We start from the raw sequence: 18476 nt of genomic DNA on the forward strand, positions 1-18476 counted from the left end.
GAGCCTCCATTGTTATAGGTTACGTTATTCGCTATTAATGCCTTTCCGCTATAGGTTCCACCATCTTTAGCTTTGATAGTAGTATCAAGCATGAGACCGTGTCCTTCACTGATGTTCCCTGTCTCCCACACGGGAACTAAATTTTTATTATCATAAACAATGTTGTCTCGAAAAATTATCCTGTAGTCAGTAGTGTTGTTATCGAAGTTAAAACTGCGAAGAGCAGTAATTCCCTGATTACCGTAAGCAGAATACCAAGCGTTTCCAGATACAATATTTTTTTCAACAGTGATGTAGTCTGAGTCGTTAAATGCAATACCTCCACCTGAAAAATTGCGGACTGTGTTACCCTTGATGACAATGTGATGAGTATCACTGCCACCTTCTCCCCCTATTTTCGCTGCTTTTACAGCAATTCCATTGGCACGGGTAATAGGATTGTTCGGGTTATCTTTTTCTTGTAAGGCATATTCTAAAGTGATGTTTTCCCGACCTCCCTCTAAATCAAGTCCTTCAATCAGCACGTAAGATGAACTAAATACATTAATGCCATCTCCTGTTGTTTTTATCTTAGGTGTATGCCCTGGATAAGCTTTTATTGTTGTCCAATTATCTGGTGAGCCGTTTTTGTTAAAAAGCGTAGCTCCTTTGTCATAAGTTCCGTTCATGACGTAGAGTGTGTCACCGGTTTTCATCTCATATACGGCTCTACCCAAGGAGCGAAAGGCGGTTTCTTCATTTGAACCATCATTTTTATCATTGCCTGTTCCAGAAACGTAATATGTTGTGCCAGCCATAGATTTACTCCGAATGTGTGTAAGGGGAATTGGTAGTACACTCTCAGCAACTTTTTTCAATTGCCAAATAATTTTTTGAATAGAGGACAATCACAGTCGTCCGAGCGCGACTTGAAATCGCGTCAGTTATAAAAACGCTGTTGTAAAATTAAAAAATTTTCTGCTGTTAACCGTTGATGGTTAAACCAGGCGTATCGATACCGTCAATCGTCAGGGTCTTGTTGAGGACGTTTAGTAGATTCACCTCTTGAGTTGAGGGAACTAATGTAACAACTTAGTTGAACCTGCTCTAATCGCTGTAACTGAGCCTTGTGAACTTCATTAAAACTAACCTTTACAAATAGCACTTGATATCAGTGAATGCCCTGAATGTTGTAAGTTTTTTTACAACAAAATCAAAAATACTATGGAAGTGTCCTGGTAAAGTCCTGTTGATTTCTAGAGTGATATGGGGATAGAAAGCCCTTTGTGCAAGGATTTGATGAAGTTTCTCTAGATATTTTTAAAGAAGCTATGTCTTTTCTACAAGACGTTATACTTAGCTCTTGCTTAAGGTAGAGGGTGGGCTATGCTTACGCAACTATCTAAGTCAATTGAAAATTAAAAGAGAATTTAGAATGCAATCAGTGGGAGATTTAGACCCACCACTGGGTTGCGTAGCGTTAGCCAGTCATAGAGAATTTAATTCTGAATTCTGTCTTGTTCAAATTTAAAGAACTCTTAAAGTCTTTTGATTTTTAACTTCCTCGAAGGAGGGATTGGGGACTGGCCTTTTGCCGTGAGTATCAGTGTTCGCTGAATATCTGAGCAACTCACGCCGAAATCTTTGACATAGTTTGCTTTGATAGTACTAACTTATTAATCTTCATAAATATGAACACTGAAATAAACTCCCGAATACCTGTTGCTTTAACCATTGCTGGTTCAGATAGCGGTGGCGGTGCAGGAATTCAAGCTGATTTACGCACCTTTGCTTTTCACTGTGTCCACGGTACTAGCGCTATAACCTGCGTCACGGCACAAAACACTCTAGAAGTAAGGAGAGTTGATGCCATGCCAACAGAGGCTGTTGTGGCGCAAATTCAGGCGGTAGTTGAGGATATTGGCGTACAAGCTGCTAAAACGGGAATGTTGCTCAATCAAGAAATTATTTTTGCTGTTGCCCAGCAAGTTGAAGCTTTACAAATCGAGAATCTAGTCGTTGATCCAGTAATGGTGTCACGTAGGGGGGCGCAATTGATTGATGATGATGCTGTGAAGACTCTGTGCCATGACCTAATTCCTAAGGCGGTTATAATCACGCCCAATCGTTACGAAGCCCAGATTTTGAGTGGTTTACAAATTAATACGTTGGAGGATATGCAAGCCGCTGCTGAAATTATTCACAAGACTTTAAGAACGAAAGCTGTTTTAGTCAAGGGCGGAGGTATGCAGGGAAATTTGCGTGGTGTTGATATCTGGTTTGATGGGAACAAGTTGGAAGTTTTAACTTGCCAAAAAGTACAGACAACAAATACCCACGGTACTGGTTGTACACTATCGGCTGCGATCGCTGCTAATCTGGCTAAGGGAAAAGACTTGTGGCAGGCAGTGCAACAGGCAAAAGACTATGTTACTACTGCACTCACTTACGCCCTAGATATTGGCGAAGGGCAAGGCCCTGTAGGGCATTTCTTCCCATTGTGGGGACTAGAGATTGGGGACTGGGAAAAGTTTTCTTAGTACCCAATTCCCAATACTTCCTTACGAGAGGCTGCGCCAACGACTTTGCTCAGTACAAATGCCCCATGTCCAATGGCCTAATTCCCAATGCCCAAATAATAAATCTTTGCCCTTTGGATATTTTTCTATTATTCTTGGGCATAGTTTCAGGGGTGACTATCTCTGTTAGCATCTCTGTACGATCTAATTACCTTGATTTTTAATACCAAGCCCCTGATGCGAACAACCATAGGTTCTGTTCACAGTAATTCGTCAGCACCGACTACTCAAGCCTATCCTCCCTCTGTACCACTATCTGTATACAAGGAATTATCAACAGAGTTGCAAGCAGCACAGGTGAGGCTAAATGCACTCACCACCCAAAATCAGCAACTAGCACAAGAAAATCAACTATTACGCCAAGAAATTACTAAAGTCGTTGAGTCTTTTTCTCACTTGCAAAATTTTGTGGATTCCCACGCTACATTTAATTATCATCAAGCTACTCAAGCTTCTAGCGAGGTTAAAGTTACTGCCAAACAACCAGTCATACAAGCGCGTCCACGTCAGCAGGTTTCTCGCTCACATCCATCCGTTGTGCCCAAAGCCCCATCCGAAAAAAGCCGTCGCCAAGGCTTTTCTACGCCTGCAATGGAAATGAATTTCTCAATACCAGAACCAGTTTTTATAGAAGAGCAACAAGTAAGTTATTATTCCAATACTGAGCCAGACGCTAAGGGAATCAATGGCTGGTGGTTAATTATCACCATCTTGTTAATCATGCTGACTGCCTTTAGTGCTGGATATTTCGTTGTGCGTCCCTTGTTTGAACATCAGAAACGTTAATTGACACTTCCACAGTCAGCAGTAGCAAGTTTTCCATCTACCCTGCAATTTATTTGTCTGCAATCACTCTCTAAATATCCGAACAAATCTGCTAAATGGCGGAGTTTATCTATTTTTAGGTTATAAAAGCTACATAAAATGCTAAATTGACAGCAAGTTCTTTATGTTAAAACCTCAAAAATGAGCAAATTAATAAATCCTTGCTGGTTATCGTGTCCCAACTCTCAAGCAAAGTATTAACATTTTAAAAAAGTGGTAACTATTACATATCTTTTAGGAAAAGCACTGCTAGTTACAGCTTCAGACTGCGGATCTGGTTAGATATATAAACGAAGCTAGTAGAAGTCAGGAGTAAGAGGATGAAAAAAGTAGAAGCTATTATCCGCCCATTTAAGCTAGATGAGGTGAAAATTGCTTTGGTTAACGCTGGTATTGTTGGTATGACTGTTTCTGAAGTTCGGGGCTTCGGACGTCAGAAAGGTCAAACTGAACGGTATCGTGGTTCTGAGTACACCGTTGAGTTTCTGCAAAAACTCAAAGTGGAAATCGTAGTTGACGACAATCAAGTTGATATGGTGGTAGACAAAATTATTGCTGCTGCCCGCACTGGCGAAATCGGCGATGGTAAAATTTTCATCTCGCCTGTTGAGCAAGTGATTCGGATTCGTACTGGCGAAAAGAACACAGAAGCAGTTTAAAAAAGTTATTAGTTAAAAGTTATGAGTTGTGAGTCAGGACTAATGAATGAAGATTTAGCAAAATTCATAAATCCTAACAGACGCGATTAATCGCGTCTCTACTCCTAACTTTCGTACAGACGCGATTAATCGCGTCTCTTAATTTTCTCCAGTTGCGGAAGTAAAGCTGTAAAAGCTTTGCCTCGATGACTAATTGACCTCTTTAACTCCCGTGTCATTTCAGCAAAGGTCAATTGCAATTCTTGCACATAAAAAATTGGATCGTAGCCAAAACCACCATTACCACGAGGTGCGTGAAGAATTTCGCCGCGACAAATACCTTCAGATTCTAATACGATCGCACCATCAGGACGAGCGATCGCTACTGCACAAACAAATTGGGCTTGCCGATTTTTCTCGTTGCCTAATTCCCTCAATATTCTAGCGATGCGTTCTGAGTCGGTTGTGGCATAACGTGCAGAATACACCCCTGGTGCGCCATTTAGGGCATCTATTTGCAAGCCAGAATCATCTGCAATTGCCCAGTTTCCTGTAGCTTTAGCAATTTGTGAGGCTTTCAGACAAGCGTTAGCGGCAAAAGTTTCGCCCGTCTCTTCAATTTCCAATTCTTCAGGTTTGAGGGTTAATTCCCAACCAGAATTTTCCAGGTAAGCTTGCATTTCCCGCAACTTACCTGGATTTCCTGTAGCTACTACGAGTAATTTGGTCATTATTCATTGGTCATTGGTCATTGGTCATTAGTCATTGGTCATTTACCAAAGACAAAGGACAAATGACTAATGACTAAATAATAAATTTTACTCTGCCCAGTGTTTTGCCCAAGCAAGAGTTTGATGCACTTGCTCAATTGTCGGGGCTTCGCAGTATAGTCGTAAAACCGGCTCAGTACCGCTAAACCGAATCATTAACCAGCTTTTATCGGCAAGGCGATATTTGTAGCCGTCAATTGTTTGGCAATCAATCACCGCTTTACCTGCAACTTCCGTTAAGGGTTGGGTTTGCAGTTGTTGCAAAAGACGCGATCTCACTTCCATACTTGCTAAGGGTAAATCAATGCGATCGTAAGCTGAGGTAAACCCTGTTTGTTTCTGCAAGTAGCGATAATAATCACCTAAATCTAAACCAGATTCGACGATCGCTTCTAAGACGTACAATGCTGATAGCAGTGCATCACGTTCGGGAATATGACTACCATAGCCAATTCCTCCCGACTCTTCACCACCCAGCAACACTTTTGCTACCAACATTCTGTCAGCAATGTATTTATAACCAACTGCTGTCTCAAATACTGATAGATTATGTAGTGCTGCCACAAGGGGCATTAAGTCGGAACCACTAACAGTTTTGACTATTTCTCCACTAAAACCGCGGCGCAGGGTTAAGTGGTCGATTAATATGGGGATTAAGGCTTGGGAACTTAGGAAGTTGGCTTCTCCATCTACTGCTGCAATGCGATCGCAGTCTCCATCAAACACCAACCCCACCGTTAAACCTGATTTATCGGTTTCCCGATGAGTTTTGATGACTTCAAATAGCTTTGAAAGGTATTTAGGTAAGGGTTCCGGCGCACCACCACCAAAGAGGGGATCACGTTTGCTGTTGATTTCTTTGACTTGATTGCCTAGTAGTCTCGCCAATCCGCCAGCCGCCGCGCCATGCATAACATCGGCAAATAATGTCACTTTGCCTGATGCGATCGCTTCTCGAATTTTGACAATATCAACTTTACCTTCTAACGCTTGGGTATAACTAGGCCAAGGATCGAATTTCTCTTGTTTGCCTGGGGTAGCTGCTAGTGGTACTCCAACTGACAATTGCGCTTCTATCTCTTTTGTAACTTCTGGCGGTACTGACCCACCAAAACAGCCCTTGACTTTTAAGCCTAAATATGCACCAGGATTATGACTGGCTGTAATTACCAGCGCCCCTAAAGCATTGAGTTGTTTTGCTGCCCAGCTATAAGCTGGGGTTGGGGCATAGCTTTCGCTCAGTAGTACATCAAAGCCGACGGCAGTGACAGTATCGGCAACAGCACGAGCAAAATCTTCGGCCATAAATCGGCGATCATAACCAACAATTATTGTCCGGCTACCTACCGTAGAAAAATATGTATCATATAATACTTTTGCGGCAACTGGTGTGACCAGGGCTAGGCGTTCAAAGGTAAACTCTTCACCGATAACGCCCCGCCAGCCGTCTGTACCAAACTTGATTGAGTTAGCTACAACTGGCATCTAGGTATCCTAACTGTCTACTTGAGGATTCTAGCATTTATACAGTGTGCAGAGTAAAAAAAGAATCTAGTAAAAATATGTACTATTCAATTAAGGATTTTTGGCACTAAATTTTAGGACTGTAGAGACGCGTTAACGTAGTGGGCGAAGCCCAATCCAATTTCGCATCTTTAGCAATAATTTTGGGCTTAACTGAACGGTATTGGATTATAGGGTGTATGTAAAATCTTCCACCAGCATACCAGGAACTAAACTACCTCCTAGTTGACGACTTTCATAAGTACCGACTTCGGGTATAAAATCTTGGAAATTGGTCAAATCTATGAGGTTTTCTCCCCAGAAGCGGTAGAGACTTTCATCAAAACGCAAGTTTTCAATTGGGGCAACAATTTCTCCGTTTTCTACCCAAAAACAAGCATAACGGGTCATACCTGTGACTCTACCAGTGTGGCGATCGCTCCAATTCAAGTAATGCAGATTTGATAGATATAATCCTCTATCTAAACTTGGAAGAATCTGCTCAAACCCTAAATTTCCCGGACTGATTTCTGGCGCTCTTAAAGTCTCTGAACCATTAGCGCCATTGGCAGGTTTTTGATATTCTTTAGCAGTTCGAGAATTGACTAAAGTATTTACCAAATGTCCTTTTTCTATTATAGGTAACTCCGGTGCTGCTATTTCTCCCAATTCATTAAATCGTGGTACTAATCCCCGTTGAAAGTTTTCTTTCAAATTAAATGCAGGTGAAAGTTGTTTTTCTTTACGCCATAGAGCAGCTAAAGAGCTATTTCCTTGTTGAATATCAGCTTCGCTTACAGATCCCCAAGAAAGCATCAATAATAAATCTGCAACAGCAGCAGGAGCAAAATAAGTTCTGTATTGTCCCCGTGGTAATTCTTTTGCTGGGTGATTGAGCAATTCTAATTGCTTTTTAGCTTCGCTTATTTTGGCTATATATGTAGATTTATCCCAATCACTTCCTGCAAATGTACCCTTAACGGCTTGTCCAGATGTGGAAAATAGAGAGTAATCCAAGGTAAAATACTCTGTAGCAAACCAGTGTTTTTTACCGCTAGAGTCACCATAAGCTTTTATTACCACTCCCCCGGCATATATACCTGTAAAATCCAATTCAGCAACTAGTTCTAGCACAGTTGATACTACTGCTTCTGCCGCCAATAAATTCCCAGAATTTACTTCTCGGCTGGTATTATTTCCTGATGGCAAAACTAGATATGGATCGATGGGTAGTAGGATAATTTCGTCACGTAGTTCTTGCAAAGCAGTATACGCTAACTCCCAATCTACCTGCCAATTTCCAGTAAAGGGAAACTGCCGAACACTGTTGCGCTGATCTTTCATCAAAGTCAGTTCAATCCAACCATCAGCGACAGAACCAGTCTGTCGCACTTTCGCATGATTAAAACGAGTAAATTGACTTATTTCACTGCTGAGTCTCACAGTGAATTGTTCATTTTCTAATTTTTTGATCAACAGACTTTCAATCAGTCGATTAAAGCTGACTTCTAACGCAGATAATTCCTCAACTTTCATAGATATTAAATATTAATAGGAAACAGGAGAAGGAGAAAGTTAGGAGTTGAAAGAATTTTTGTAAGTAGCTGGGCGTAAATAAATTAAAGTTTGTAGTAAGGACTTTAGTCCTGATAATCCTTGTAGGGAGAGATTTATCGCTCACGACGAACTAGGATTTTATTTTATGTTTAATTATGCCTACCTACTTAATTCAAAGCTCTTAACTCCTAACTGTGTACTTTTTCAAGCTCCTCCACCAAAAATTTCGACATTAGCAAATACACAAACAGGCGAACCGTGTCCTACCGAAATGGCCTGATTTGGTTCTCCTTTACCACAATAAGGAGTACCATACATTTGCCAGTTTGTCGCATCTCCGACTTTAATTAAACTATGCCAAAACTCTGGTGTTGTGGCGCGATAGTTAGGATTACGAAGGGTTTTGGTGAGTTTACCATTTTCAATTAATTTGGCGTACTCACAACCAAATTGGAATTTGTAGCGGCGATCGTCTATTGACCAAGAACGGTTAGATTCCATATAAACGCCGTTTTCTATCCCGCCAATAATGTCTTCAAAAGTGCCGTTTAAAGGCTCTAAATTCAAGTTTGCCATGCGATCGATCGCTGGTCGATTCCATGAGGAAGCACGGGCACAGGCAACTCCTGCTACACCTGCTCTGGCTTGACTCTCCAGACTGCCTAAACCCCGTTGCAATATACCTTCTTTAACCAAATACTCTTTTGTTGCGACAGCACCCGTATCATCAAAGCCATAGCTGGCATATTCACCAGGCACGGTGGGATCAAAGGTAATGTTCATCAATGGCGAACCATATACTAGGTTGCCAAAATCGCTTTTACTAACGAAGCTGCCCCCAGCATAATTACGCTCATCTCCCAAAATTCGGTCAATTTCTAAAGGATGTCCGACACTTTCATGGATTTGCAGCATCATCTGGTCTGGGGCTAAAACTAAATTGGTACGGGTGGTTGGGCATTCCTCTGCTGTCAAGAGTTCTACTGCTTGTTCGCCAATTTGCCGCACCCGATGCCATAAGTTTTCTTGTTTTAATAGTTCGAGTCCGCCTTGATAACAGTTTGCTTGCGAACCGTTGTTGCTGCGCTGCTGTACAATTGTTCCATCTTGGGCAGTGGCTCCGTAATTAGTGCCTATAGATAGTATTTTTTGATAAACTTCTGAGCCGTTGCTGCTAACAAACCAAGATTCTTTCTCAGTAGTGCTGGCACTAGCGATAGTTTGCACAATTTTGTCGTCAACTTTCAGCGTTTGGCAAATACGAACTAGTAAATCGTTGATTTCTCCCGGACTCAGAGCATCCAATGGCTCAAGAAATAGAGATTTATATTCACCAACAACTTTCGGGCGCTCACTTTCACGGAAGGGATGTATCCACCATTCACTTGCAGCTAGTGCCTGTTTATACGCTGTTTGGGCAGCCGCTTCTAAGGAAGAAAGTTCCAGAGAGTTAGTAGCTGCATAACCCAGACAGCCGTTGACCAAAACTTCTAACATTGCTCCGACAGTGAAGGATTTGCCGTTTAGTTGAGGTAAAGCGTCACGAACTAAACGGGTAGTAGAAGTCTCCTTTACGGCTCTAATACCAATCCAATCAGCGGGAATATCGAAACTAGCGATCGCTTTTTTAAGTTCAGACCACATAATTTAGGGAAATGGGGAATGGGGAATGGGGAATGGGAAATGGGGCATGGGAAGAATTTAATTCCTAGTCCCTAGCCTCCAGTCTCCTCTAATTACGATGCCAGCGTGTACCATCACGGCTATCAATTAGCGTAATACCTTCTGCTTGAAGTTCGTCACGAATGCGATCGCTTTCGGCAAAATTTTTGGCTTTACGTGCTTCTTGTCTTTGCTGAATTTTCGCCTCAATTTCCGCATCAGTTAAACCATTCGTGTGAGTTTCTGCTTCTATCTCAGCTTCTAAACCCAAAACTCCAGCTAATGTGACGAGTGTTTGCCATTGCCGGTGTAACTCCTCTGGTAATGTTTCGGTTTTCCCTTCATGCACAAGAATATGCCCTTCACGGCTCAGTTCTTTAGCTAGTTTAAACAGCACTGTTAACCCACCAGGAAAATTAAAGTCGTTATTTACAACTTTTTGGAAGCGTTCAACATCGGGATTGGGGATTAGAATATTCTGAGTTCCCAAATTCCAGCCGAGTTTTTTACCGTATTGATGCCCAAAAAGTAAACCTTCTTTAATGGTGTGCCAGCCATTAGTTGCTGCGGCGATCGCTTCGTCGGTAAAATCAATTGGCGTGCGATATTGAGCGGTCAATACGAACAACCGCACTGCCATCGGGTCAACTCCTCGATCCAGCAATTCTCGAATAGTGATGAAGTTGCCCAAAGATTTGGACATTTTTTCCCCATCTACCTTTACCATGCCGTTATGTAACCAGTAACGCGCTAGGGGTTTTCCGGTTACTGCCTCAGATTGGGCAATTTCGTTTTCATGGTGAGGAAAAATTAAGTCAGCACCACCAGCATGAATATCTATAGTATCACCCAGGCGATCGCGCACCATTGCCGAGCATTCTATATGCCACCCCGGACGACCTGCGCCCCAAGGTGATTCCCAAGCAGGTTCTCCCGCTTTTGCCGCCTTCCATAAAGCAAAATCAAAGGGATCTTTCTTTTTCTGATATTCTGGATCTTCTACATTGACGCGCTCGCTTTTCCCTGCTTGCATATCTTCTAACCTACGTCCCGAAAGCTTGCCATACTCAGAAAACTGCCGCACTGCATAATACACATCGCCGTCAGCAGGGTAAGCAAAACCTTTATTTTCTAACTCATGAATTAATCGCTGAATGCCGTTAATCGTGTGTGTCGCGCGGGGATACTCATCAGCTTCTTTGATTCCCAACCGCGCCATATCCTCAAAATATGCTTTGATGAAGCGATCGGCTACAGCTTCCATTGAGGAATGTTCAGCACAGGCTCGATTGAGAATCTTGTCATCAATATCGGTAAAATTTTGGATATATCGGACTTCATAACCGATAAACTGGAGGTATCGGCGTACTACGTCCCAAACGATGCAAGCTCTAGCATGACCCAAATGGCAGTAGTCGTACACCGTCACGCCGCAGTAATACATCTTAACCTTGCCTGCTTCGACTGTTTCAAACGGTTCTTGACGACGGGTGAGGGTATTGTAAAGGGTTAGGGTCATAACAGAGTAATGCGGAAATAAGGAGATACGTAATAATAGGGTAAAGCAGCTGGGATGACAGTCCAGCATCCCTATGCTAGTACGTCACGGCGGAAATCAACATACTATTGGACAAAATCTCGAAAGCCCAAAAATCAAGGGTTTTTGACTTTTGACTTTTCACTTTTGACTTCCACCTTGCGGCGCTAGTGTTTTCTGGACTATCTGCGCTACATTACTATTTTTTGAATATTTGATAACAGCGCTATGCAATCAGCAGTTACACCCGAATCTTCGGCAATGGATACGCCTAAACAAGGAATGCCAGTAACAATTATTACGGGTTTTCTCGGTAGTGGCAAGACGACTTTACTTAATCATATCCTCAACAACCAACAGGGGTTAAAAACCGCTGTTCTCGTGAATGAATTTGGTGAAATTGGCATCGACAACGAGCTAATTGTTTCCACTGGTGAGAACATGGTGGAACTAAATAATGGTTGTATCTGCTGCACTATTAATAATGATTTAGTAGATGCAGTTTACAAAGTTTTAGAACGCCAAGAAAATCTAGATTATCTAGTAGTGGAAACAACTGGATTGGCAGATCCGCTACCAGTGGCTTTAACATTCTTAGGCACAGAATTGCGGGATTTAACCCGCTTAGATTCGATTATTACTGTGGTAGATGCTGCCAATTACAGCCTAGATTTATTTAACTCTGAGGCAGCATACAGCCAGATTGCTTATGGTGATGTGATTGTTCTGAATAAAGCTGATTTGGTTGATGAAGCCACTTTAAACGAGTTAGAAAGAAAAATTAACGAAGTTAAGGAAGGAGCAAGAATTATTCGCGCTACGCGATCGCAAGTGCCACTTCCGTTAATTCTCAGTGTTGGTCTGTTTGAGTCTGATAAGTATTTTGACACAGTGGCCGATGAACATGATCATCACGATCATGAACACGATCATCACGACCACGATGATCACGATCACTCAACATGCGGTCACGATCATCACGAACATGACCATGAGCATCACGACCATCACCATCATTCTGACCATTTAGAAAATGATGGTTTCACTTCCATCTCTTTCCAAAGTGACAAGCCTTTTTCTATTAGGAAGTTTCAGTATTTCTTAGATAACCAACTACCCTCAAATATCTTCCGAGCGAAGGGGATTATGTGGTTTGATGAAAGTCCGAAGCGTCATATTTTTCACCTTTGCGGTAAACGCTTTACGTTGGATGATGATGAATGGCAAGGTCAATTAAAAAACCAACTAGTGCTAATTGGTCAAAATTTGGATCGTGAGGCTTTAATTTCTCAACTCGAAAACTGCATTTGTCTACCTTCAAAGTCTCGCGGTAAAGGCTTTAGCAAATAAAAGTTAGGAGTTAAAAGCTTACTCATTACTTGTTCCCAGGTTCCACCTGGGAATGCATTCCCAATGGCGGAGCCATCGATTTTGAGCAATAAAAAATGAGAGAATAGCGTAGGCGTAGCCCGCACTTCTCTACGAGACGCTGCACGTAGCTTGCTTGCCCAAAGGGTTACGGCTGCGCTCAGTAAACTTTATAGACATCGCTTCCTCACTGCCCTGCATTTACGCGCGAGTGTTTCGCCAATAATTACGAATTAGTTAAAATGCGCGTTGTTATCCAGCGAGTTAAATCATCTCAAGTTGCAGTTAATGGTGAAATTCTCGGCAAAATTGGGCAGGGGCTAAATTTGCTCGTAGGCATAGCCAATACCGACACTGATGTTGAAATCGACTGGATGGTGCGTAAGTGCCTAGAATTGCGGCTGTTTCCTGACGAGGAAGGAGATGAACGTTGGCAAAAATCTGTACAAGAAATTGGCGGTGAGTTATTGGTAGTCAGTCAATTTACGCTTTACGGCGACTGTCGCAAAGGCCGTCGTCCTTCTTTTGACCGTTCAGCCACTCCCCAATCAGCAGCAGATTTGTATGATCGTTTTGTTACCAAATTAAGAGCTAGCGGTTTGCAGGTAGAAACAGGTCAATTTGGTGCAATGATGCAAGTTACGATTGAAAACGATGGCCCTGTAACTTTGTTACTTGAAAAAGAAGCAATTTAAGTAGATATACTAAAAGAATGAATAACAGTAGCCTCTAGACCGTGGTGTTCTAATTGATGAGAGAATATTAAATTAACCATCATAATAGTTTAAATTCACTAATCATGGCGAAAATCCAGTTTTCTAGAGGTCTTGACGAAGAAGTAACTCCAGATGTGCGCTTGACGCGATCGCGCACTGGCGACAGTGGTACAGCGACCTTTATTTTTACGAATCCGAAGATTTTAGATCAAGGTAGCACCGAAGATATTACCGGGATGTACTTGATTGACGAAGAAGGCGAAATAATTACTCGTGAAGTTAAGGCTAAATTTATTAACGGTAAACCAGAAGAATTAGAAGCACTTTACGTCATGAAATCTGCCCAAGAATGGGAGCGTTTTATGCGCTTCATGGAGCGGTATGCTGAAGAAAACGATCTGGGACTGAGTAAAAAAGAGGCATAGGGCATAGGGAATAGGGCATCGGGCATGGGTATTATTGTCATGCCCAATGCGCCATTCCCCATTATCTATGAGCAAAAATTTATGACTGACCTATGACATCACAACCCCACCCAGATAACTCTAAAATTACAGTAAATTGTGCTGTGGTTACTGTCAGCGATACACGCACTTTTAAAACAGATAAAAGTGGACAGCTAATTCAGCAGTTACTCCTTAGCGCTAACCATGCTGTAGAAGCTTACATAATTATTAAGGATGAAGCAACACAAATTCAAGAGCAGATCGAAAATCTGGGTGAAAGCTTAAATTTGGATGCTGTAATTTTCAGTGGTGGTACAGGTATTGCACCAAGAGATACCACTTATGATGCCATTGAGAAATTACTAGAGAAAACGTTACCGGGATTTGGTGAGTTATTTCGTTTTTTAAGTTATCAAGAAATTGGTTCGCGGGCGATCGCTTCTCGTGCCGTTGCTGGTGTTTATCAAGATAAATTAATCTTCTCGCTTCCTGGTTCTAGTAACGCTGTGCGACTGGCAATGGAAAAACTGATTTTACCCGAACTCACTCACTTGGTAAACCAAGTTTGTAAGGGGGTGAAATGAGCAGTCTTTCAGAAAGTTACCACGATTAATTTAGCTAAAACAAAGGTATCAGATACTAAAATCATCCTTTATATCCTTACATCTTAAGGCTACCCAGAATTATAGTGAAACGGATGAAATGTTGTTAATATCAGGTTAATGATGCAGCCTCTTCACTGGAATTGCATAATAGCTCACGGCATCACTGCATTTTCCTACTTTGGCATTCCGACAATAATAGGAGTTTTCTTTGCAAAAACTAGGGCAACTATCCCTTCTAAGTTTAGGCTAGCCTTTTTCTTATCAGGTGGATTCGTACTATTTTGTGGATTTCATCACCTATTGGCGGTTTTTGAGCCACATTCTGCAGTGTCGCTGTTGCACTTAGCCGTACTCGACTTAACGGCGTTTATTTCATTATCTGCATTATTCTGCCTAATGCCGACTGCTTATCAAATTTTAGAAGCGATCGCCATATCTCAACGAAATACCCGTGAACTTCAACGCAGCCAGCAAATGCAACAGCTATTCCTAGATCAGGGCCCTTTTGGAGCTTATATCAAAGATGAGCAATCTAGAATACTCTACTACAACCAGGAGCTACAGTCTAAATTTTTGGTAGATGCAGAAGAATGGTTGGGAAAAAGAGATAGTGAATTCTTGCCAGATCCAGAAGAGGGGCGGCGGGTAATGGAAAACGATCAAATCGTTTTAAAGACTCTACAACCCTTGAAGCTGATTGAAGAGGTAAAGATACCTGGTAATGATCAGCCGTGCTACTGGCTATCGTTTAAGTTTCCGTTTAGCGATGGTGCAACGGGCGATCGCCGCATTGGTGGGATCAGTATTGATATTACAGAATCTATAGAAGCACAGCGATCGCTCACTGACTTAAATCGGCAGCTAGCAGAAAAAGCACTGGAATTAGAGGAAAAAAAACAGGAACTTATATATCTTTCAGATATGGCGGATATGCTTTATTCTTGCGAGTCTGAAGATGAGGTGTATCAAGTAGTTGCTTTAACCTGTTCTAAGCTGTTTCCTAATATGAGTGGTTGTATCTGTATAATTTCTAATTCCAAGAATTATGTTCAGATGAATAGTTCTTGGGGAGAAGAAAGAACCACTAAAGAAATATTTTCACAATCTGAGTGTTGGGCATTACGGAGAGATAAACTTAACCTTTTCTCGCCTCGTAACTCAGGACTGGTATGCAACCACTTAATACACCCTGTTAGTGGCACACATTTGTGTATTCCATTGTTTGGAGAAGGCGAAATAGTGGGAATTTTACACATCTATGCGCTTGAAGAAATCAGTCCAGAAGAGCAACAAATTGCTGAGATTATTGCTAGAACATTAGGCTTTACACTGAATAATATATCAATAAAACAACGTCTAACTTATGAAAGTTTGCGTGATGGGATGACCCAACTATTCAATCAAAACTATATGGAAACTATAACGGAACAAAGGTTAGCCGAAGCTGACCGTTCGGGACAACCTGTTAGTATTATTTTTCTTGATATTGATAACTTCAAATCTTACAACTCGCGCTATGGGCATGTGACTGCCAACATTGTTCTTAAGGGATTAGCAAAGCTGCTATTAACATCTATTCGCTCCTTTGATATTGCTTGCAGATGGGGTGGTGAAGAATTTGTGATTTTGATGCCTAATATGACATTAGAAAATCTCAGGAAGCGAGTAGAAGAAATAAGGCTAGATGTTGAAAAAATGCAATTGAAGGACGGCGATCAGATCCTTGAAGGCATCACCGCTTCTTTTGGAATAGCTGTATCAGAACCAGGGATTACAGTTAAAGATTTGTTGAATCGGGCAAATCAAGCGATGCTTGAGGCAAAGCAAACAGGAAAGAATCGGGTTAGGGAGTATGTAAATACCTGTAATTAATTCTTTTTTCAAATTGGTATGATTTCTAAATTCTGTTTTGATAATTTACCTTATAAAAAAACAACTCCCTGAAGATGTGGGAGTTGTTTTTTTGTATTCAAGCAGTTTTTAAAACATTTAGAATGGAGCGAAGCCTGCGGCGGGCTGCGCCTACGCTAAACAAATAGTAGCTAAAATAGCAGCGATTATATAAAACACTCCAACCACTTGTAATTCTGACCAGCCAGTAAGTTCCAAATGATGATGTAAAGGTGCCATTTTGAACAGGCGTTTGCCTTTGCCATCGGGACCCTTCGTGGCTTTATAATAACTTACCTGTGCCATCACCGAAATGGTTTCTACAAAAAAGATACCACTGAGAATAAACAGAGCTACTAAGGTGTTTGTCAGTAACGCTACAGCAGCCAAAGCTCCTCCTAGCGCTAAAGAACCAGTATCTCCCATAAAAACACGGGCTGGATTACGGTTATGGGCTAAGAAACCCAAGCACCCGCCACTTAAAGCAGCACAGAAAACCATCAATCCTGGGGCTGTTGGGGCGATTAAGGCACCTAATGCCAAAAGTGCGATCGCTACTGTTCCTGCTGCCAAGCCATCAATACCATCTGTTAAATTAGTTGCATTACTTTCTGCAACTAATACAAAACCAGCTAAAGGCCAAAATAAGAATCCTAATGGTAGCGTGAAGCTCACCCAAGGCAAAGCAATATTTGTAATATTAGAAGGTTGATTAAACATCAGCCAGAGACAAAACAGAGCTGCAAAACTCACCTGCAAAGCTAGTTTTGTTCCGGGAGATATACCTTTATTTGATTTACGGCGGAGAATTTGCCAATCGTCAAGCCAGCCAACCAACCCGTAGCTGATTGTCAAAGCCGAAACTGCAAGCACCTCTGTAGAGAAATTAGCCAATATACAAGCAAGCAGCACAGATACTGGTATAAACAATATACCGCCCATTGTGGGAGTGCCTGCCTTTTTTAGATGGGCTTGGGGGCCATCTTCACGAATTATTTGTCCAGTTTTGAGTGCTTGAAGTAAGGGTATTACCCAATACCCCACCACACCTGAACCCATAGCACACAGAAGTAGTGGCAGGGTTAACGACATACTTTGCCAAGGTAGCCTATTGGCCATCGAATCCAACCAAAATGCCGTTGTACCTAGCCCTATGGCTAATAAAGAGGCTAAAGCGATTCCAGAAATATTTAATCCTTGCTCAGGAGATAATTTAGCGTCCACAGAAGTTTCCCTTCACTCCACACTTAATAAAATTGAATACCAGGAACTAGGGATACCACCAAGTCCCTAACCTGAAAAGGCTAATCCTCAGCGATTCCTATTTCATCATCATCATCGAGGTCGTAGCCAATTCCATCTTCCACGCCCATTAGGGAGTCGATTCCTTCTTCGTCATCTTGAAAATCCGGTTCGTGAACGTCACGCGCGATGATCCTACCATTGGTTTGTAACCAATCCAACAAAGAAGACTTTGGTTTTAAGGGGATGACATCGGCTCGTTGGTTACGGGGTTCTTCACGTAATGGAGAGTTCAACATATCGAGTGAGGACAAGAAAAGGTTTACGTAAGTTGACATTTAGAGTTTATCACTTGACACGGATTAATTTAGTTATCTTTTCAACGCTTTAGTTGATAAATCCGTATTCAGATAGAAATTTTTTATTTAATAGCCATAAGGCTTATGTCAAGTGATTCTTAGTAATTTTTATGGCTCTACATATATGTCATGAATATCTTGTTTATCCTGAGGGAAAGTGAATAATTTTTGAGGTGACAGGCGATGATGGGAAAAGCGGCTCTTATGGATACGATCGCTGGTACAAATCGCGGTCTACTAGCGACCCCAGTACAAAAACAGGCTATCTTAACAGCGATCGCCAATTTAGAAGACTTTAATCCTACACCCCGTCCGGTAGAAGCTGGTAATTTGCTAGATGGCAATTGGCGATTACTATACACCACTAGCAAGGCTCTTTTAAACTTAGATCGTCTACCTTTGTGCAAACTGGGTCAAATCTATCAGTGTATCCGGGTAGAGACTACCAGCGTTTACAACATAGCTGAGATTTATGGCTTACCTTATTTAGAAGGATTAGTCAGCGTTGCTGCTAAATTTGAGCCAGTTTCAGATCGGCGTGTCCAAGTGAAATTTGAGCGTTCTATTATCGGCTTACAACGTTTAATAGAATACAATTCTCCGGTAACTTTTATCCAACAAATTGAAGCAGGTAAAAAATTTCCGGCGATTGATTTTGCTGTAAACAGTGATAACCAGCAAGGCTGGTTAGATATCACTTATATAGATAACGATCTGCGGATTGGCAGAGGTAACGAAGGAAGTGTGTTTGTCTTAACTAAAACATAAGCTTCTACAAAATAACCGCTTGCGAACGAAGG

General features: G+C 41.7%; 16 protein-coding genes and 1 pseudogene. 9 read left to right on the top strand and 8 right to left on the bottom strand.

What is annotated here, in order from left to right:
* Positions 1–797 (bottom strand): annotated as a pseudogene (locus H6G97_RS06160) (right-handed parallel beta-helix repeat-containing protein); the annotation flags it as partial.
* An 873-nt stretch (positions 798–1670) separates the two neighbouring features.
* Here H6G97_RS06160 and thiD point away from each other — a divergent pair.
* The 3 genes from thiD (at position 1671) to H6G97_RS06175 (ending at position 4042) form a co-directional block, all read left to right on the top strand.
* Positions 1671–2519: a bifunctional hydroxymethylpyrimidine kinase/phosphomethylpyrimidine kinase gene (thiD, locus tag H6G97_RS06165; protein ID WP_190939808.1), complete on the top strand. Its 849-nt coding sequence runs from the start codon at positions 1671–1673 to the stop codon at positions 2517–2519.
* A 216-nt stretch (positions 2520–2735) separates the two neighbouring features.
* Positions 2736–3344, top strand: a complete 609-nt coding sequence (locus H6G97_RS06170; protein ID WP_190939809.1) for a hypothetical protein — start codon at positions 2736–2738, stop codon at positions 3342–3344.
* Positions 3345–3703: 359 nt separating this feature from the next.
* A complete protein-coding gene (locus H6G97_RS06175) occupies positions 3704–4042 on the top strand; it encodes a P-II family nitrogen regulator (protein WP_012410794.1) in 339 nt (112 codons plus the stop codon).
* 125 nt (positions 4043–4167) lie between these two features.
* Here the strand turns inward: H6G97_RS06175 and rdgB are convergent, their stop codons facing one another.
* From rdgB to cysS, 5 genes are all read right to left on the bottom strand, one after another.
* Positions 4168–4752: an RdgB/HAM1 family non-canonical purine NTP pyrophosphatase gene (gene rdgB / locus H6G97_RS06180; RefSeq protein ID WP_190939810.1), complete on the bottom strand. Its 585-nt coding sequence runs from the start codon at positions 4750–4752 to the stop codon at positions 4168–4170.
* A gap of 87 nt (positions 4753–4839) precedes the next feature.
* Positions 4840–6276, bottom strand: coding sequence for a phosphoglucomutase/phosphomannomutase family protein (locus tag H6G97_RS06185; protein WP_190939811.1), 1437 nt, complete (start codon positions 6274–6276; stop codon positions 4840–4842).
* A 207-nt stretch (positions 6277–6483) separates the two neighbouring features.
* Positions 6484–7830, bottom strand: a complete 1347-nt coding sequence (locus tag H6G97_RS06190; RefSeq protein WP_190939812.1) for a TldD/PmbA family protein — start codon at positions 7828–7830, stop codon at positions 6484–6486.
* A gap of 225 nt (positions 7831–8055) precedes the next feature.
* Positions 8056–9495 carry a TldD/PmbA family protein gene (locus tag H6G97_RS06195; protein ID WP_190939813.1) on the bottom strand — a complete coding sequence of 480 codons (1440 nt, stop codon included), beginning with the start codon at positions 9493–9495 and terminating at the stop codon, positions 8056–8058.
* An 88-nt stretch (positions 9496–9583) separates the two neighbouring features.
* On the bottom strand, positions 9584–11032 hold the full coding sequence (cysS, locus tag H6G97_RS06200) for a cysteine--tRNA ligase (RefSeq protein WP_190939814.1): 1449 nt from the start codon (positions 11030–11032) through the stop codon (positions 9584–9586).
* A 246-nt stretch (positions 11033–11278) separates the two neighbouring features.
* On the opposite strand from cysS, the gene H6G97_RS06205 reads away from it, so the two are divergent.
* The 5 genes from H6G97_RS06205 to H6G97_RS06225 all read left to right on the top strand — a co-directional run bounded on the left by H6G97_RS06205 (position 11279) and on the right by H6G97_RS06225 (position 16057).
* Positions 11279–12400 (top strand): CobW family GTP-binding protein, encoded by a 1122-nt coding sequence (locus tag H6G97_RS06205; protein ID WP_190939815.1) that lies wholly within the window; start codon positions 11279–11281, stop codon positions 12398–12400.
* A gap of 260 nt (positions 12401–12660) precedes the next feature.
* Positions 12661–13113, top strand: coding sequence for a D-aminoacyl-tRNA deacylase (gene dtd / locus H6G97_RS06210; RefSeq protein WP_190939816.1), 453 nt, complete (start codon positions 12661–12663; stop codon positions 13111–13113).
* A 104-nt stretch (positions 13114–13217) separates the two neighbouring features.
* Positions 13218–13559 carry a photosystem II reaction center protein Psb28 gene (psb28, locus tag H6G97_RS06215; RefSeq protein WP_190939817.1) on the top strand — a complete coding sequence of 114 codons (342 nt, stop codon included), beginning with the start codon at positions 13218–13220 and terminating at the stop codon, positions 13557–13559.
* Between the two features lie 92 nt (positions 13560–13651).
* The gene (locus H6G97_RS06220; protein ID WP_190939818.1) at positions 13652–14164 is read left to right on the top strand and encodes a MogA/MoaB family molybdenum cofactor biosynthesis protein; all 513 of its coding nucleotides are present in this window, start codon (positions 13652–13654) and stop codon (positions 14162–14164) included.
* A gap of 141 nt (positions 14165–14305) precedes the next feature.
* Positions 14306–16057 (top strand): diguanylate cyclase, encoded by a 1752-nt coding sequence (locus H6G97_RS06225; protein WP_190939918.1) that lies wholly within the window; start codon positions 14306–14308, stop codon positions 16055–16057.
* 150 nt (positions 16058–16207) lie between these two features.
* On the opposite strand, the gene mraY is transcribed toward H6G97_RS06225, so the two are convergent.
* Together mraY and H6G97_RS06235 are read right to left on the bottom strand one after the other, a co-directional pair.
* Complete coding sequence (mraY, locus tag H6G97_RS06230) at positions 16208–17299, bottom strand: phospho-N-acetylmuramoyl-pentapeptide-transferase (protein ID WP_190939819.1); 1092 nt, start codon at positions 17297–17299, stop codon at positions 16208–16210.
* An 80-nt stretch (positions 17300–17379) separates the two neighbouring features.
* Positions 17380–17616 (bottom strand): DUF3134 domain-containing protein, encoded by a 237-nt coding sequence (locus H6G97_RS06235; protein WP_190939919.1) that lies wholly within the window; start codon positions 17614–17616, stop codon positions 17380–17382.
* A 243-nt stretch (positions 17617–17859) separates the two neighbouring features.
* On the opposite strand from H6G97_RS06235, the gene H6G97_RS06240 reads away from it, so the two are divergent.
* Complete coding sequence (locus tag H6G97_RS06240) at positions 17860–18444, top strand: PAP/fibrillin family protein (protein WP_190939820.1); 585 nt, start codon at positions 17860–17862, stop codon at positions 18442–18444.
* The last annotated feature ends 32 nt before the right edge of the window (positions 18445–18476 follow it).

This window comes from Nostoc flagelliforme FACHB-838, from assembly GCF_014698065.1.
GTDB classification, from domain to species: Bacteria; Cyanobacteriota; Cyanobacteriia; order Cyanobacteriales; family Nostocaceae; genus Nostoc; species Nostoc flagelliforme_B.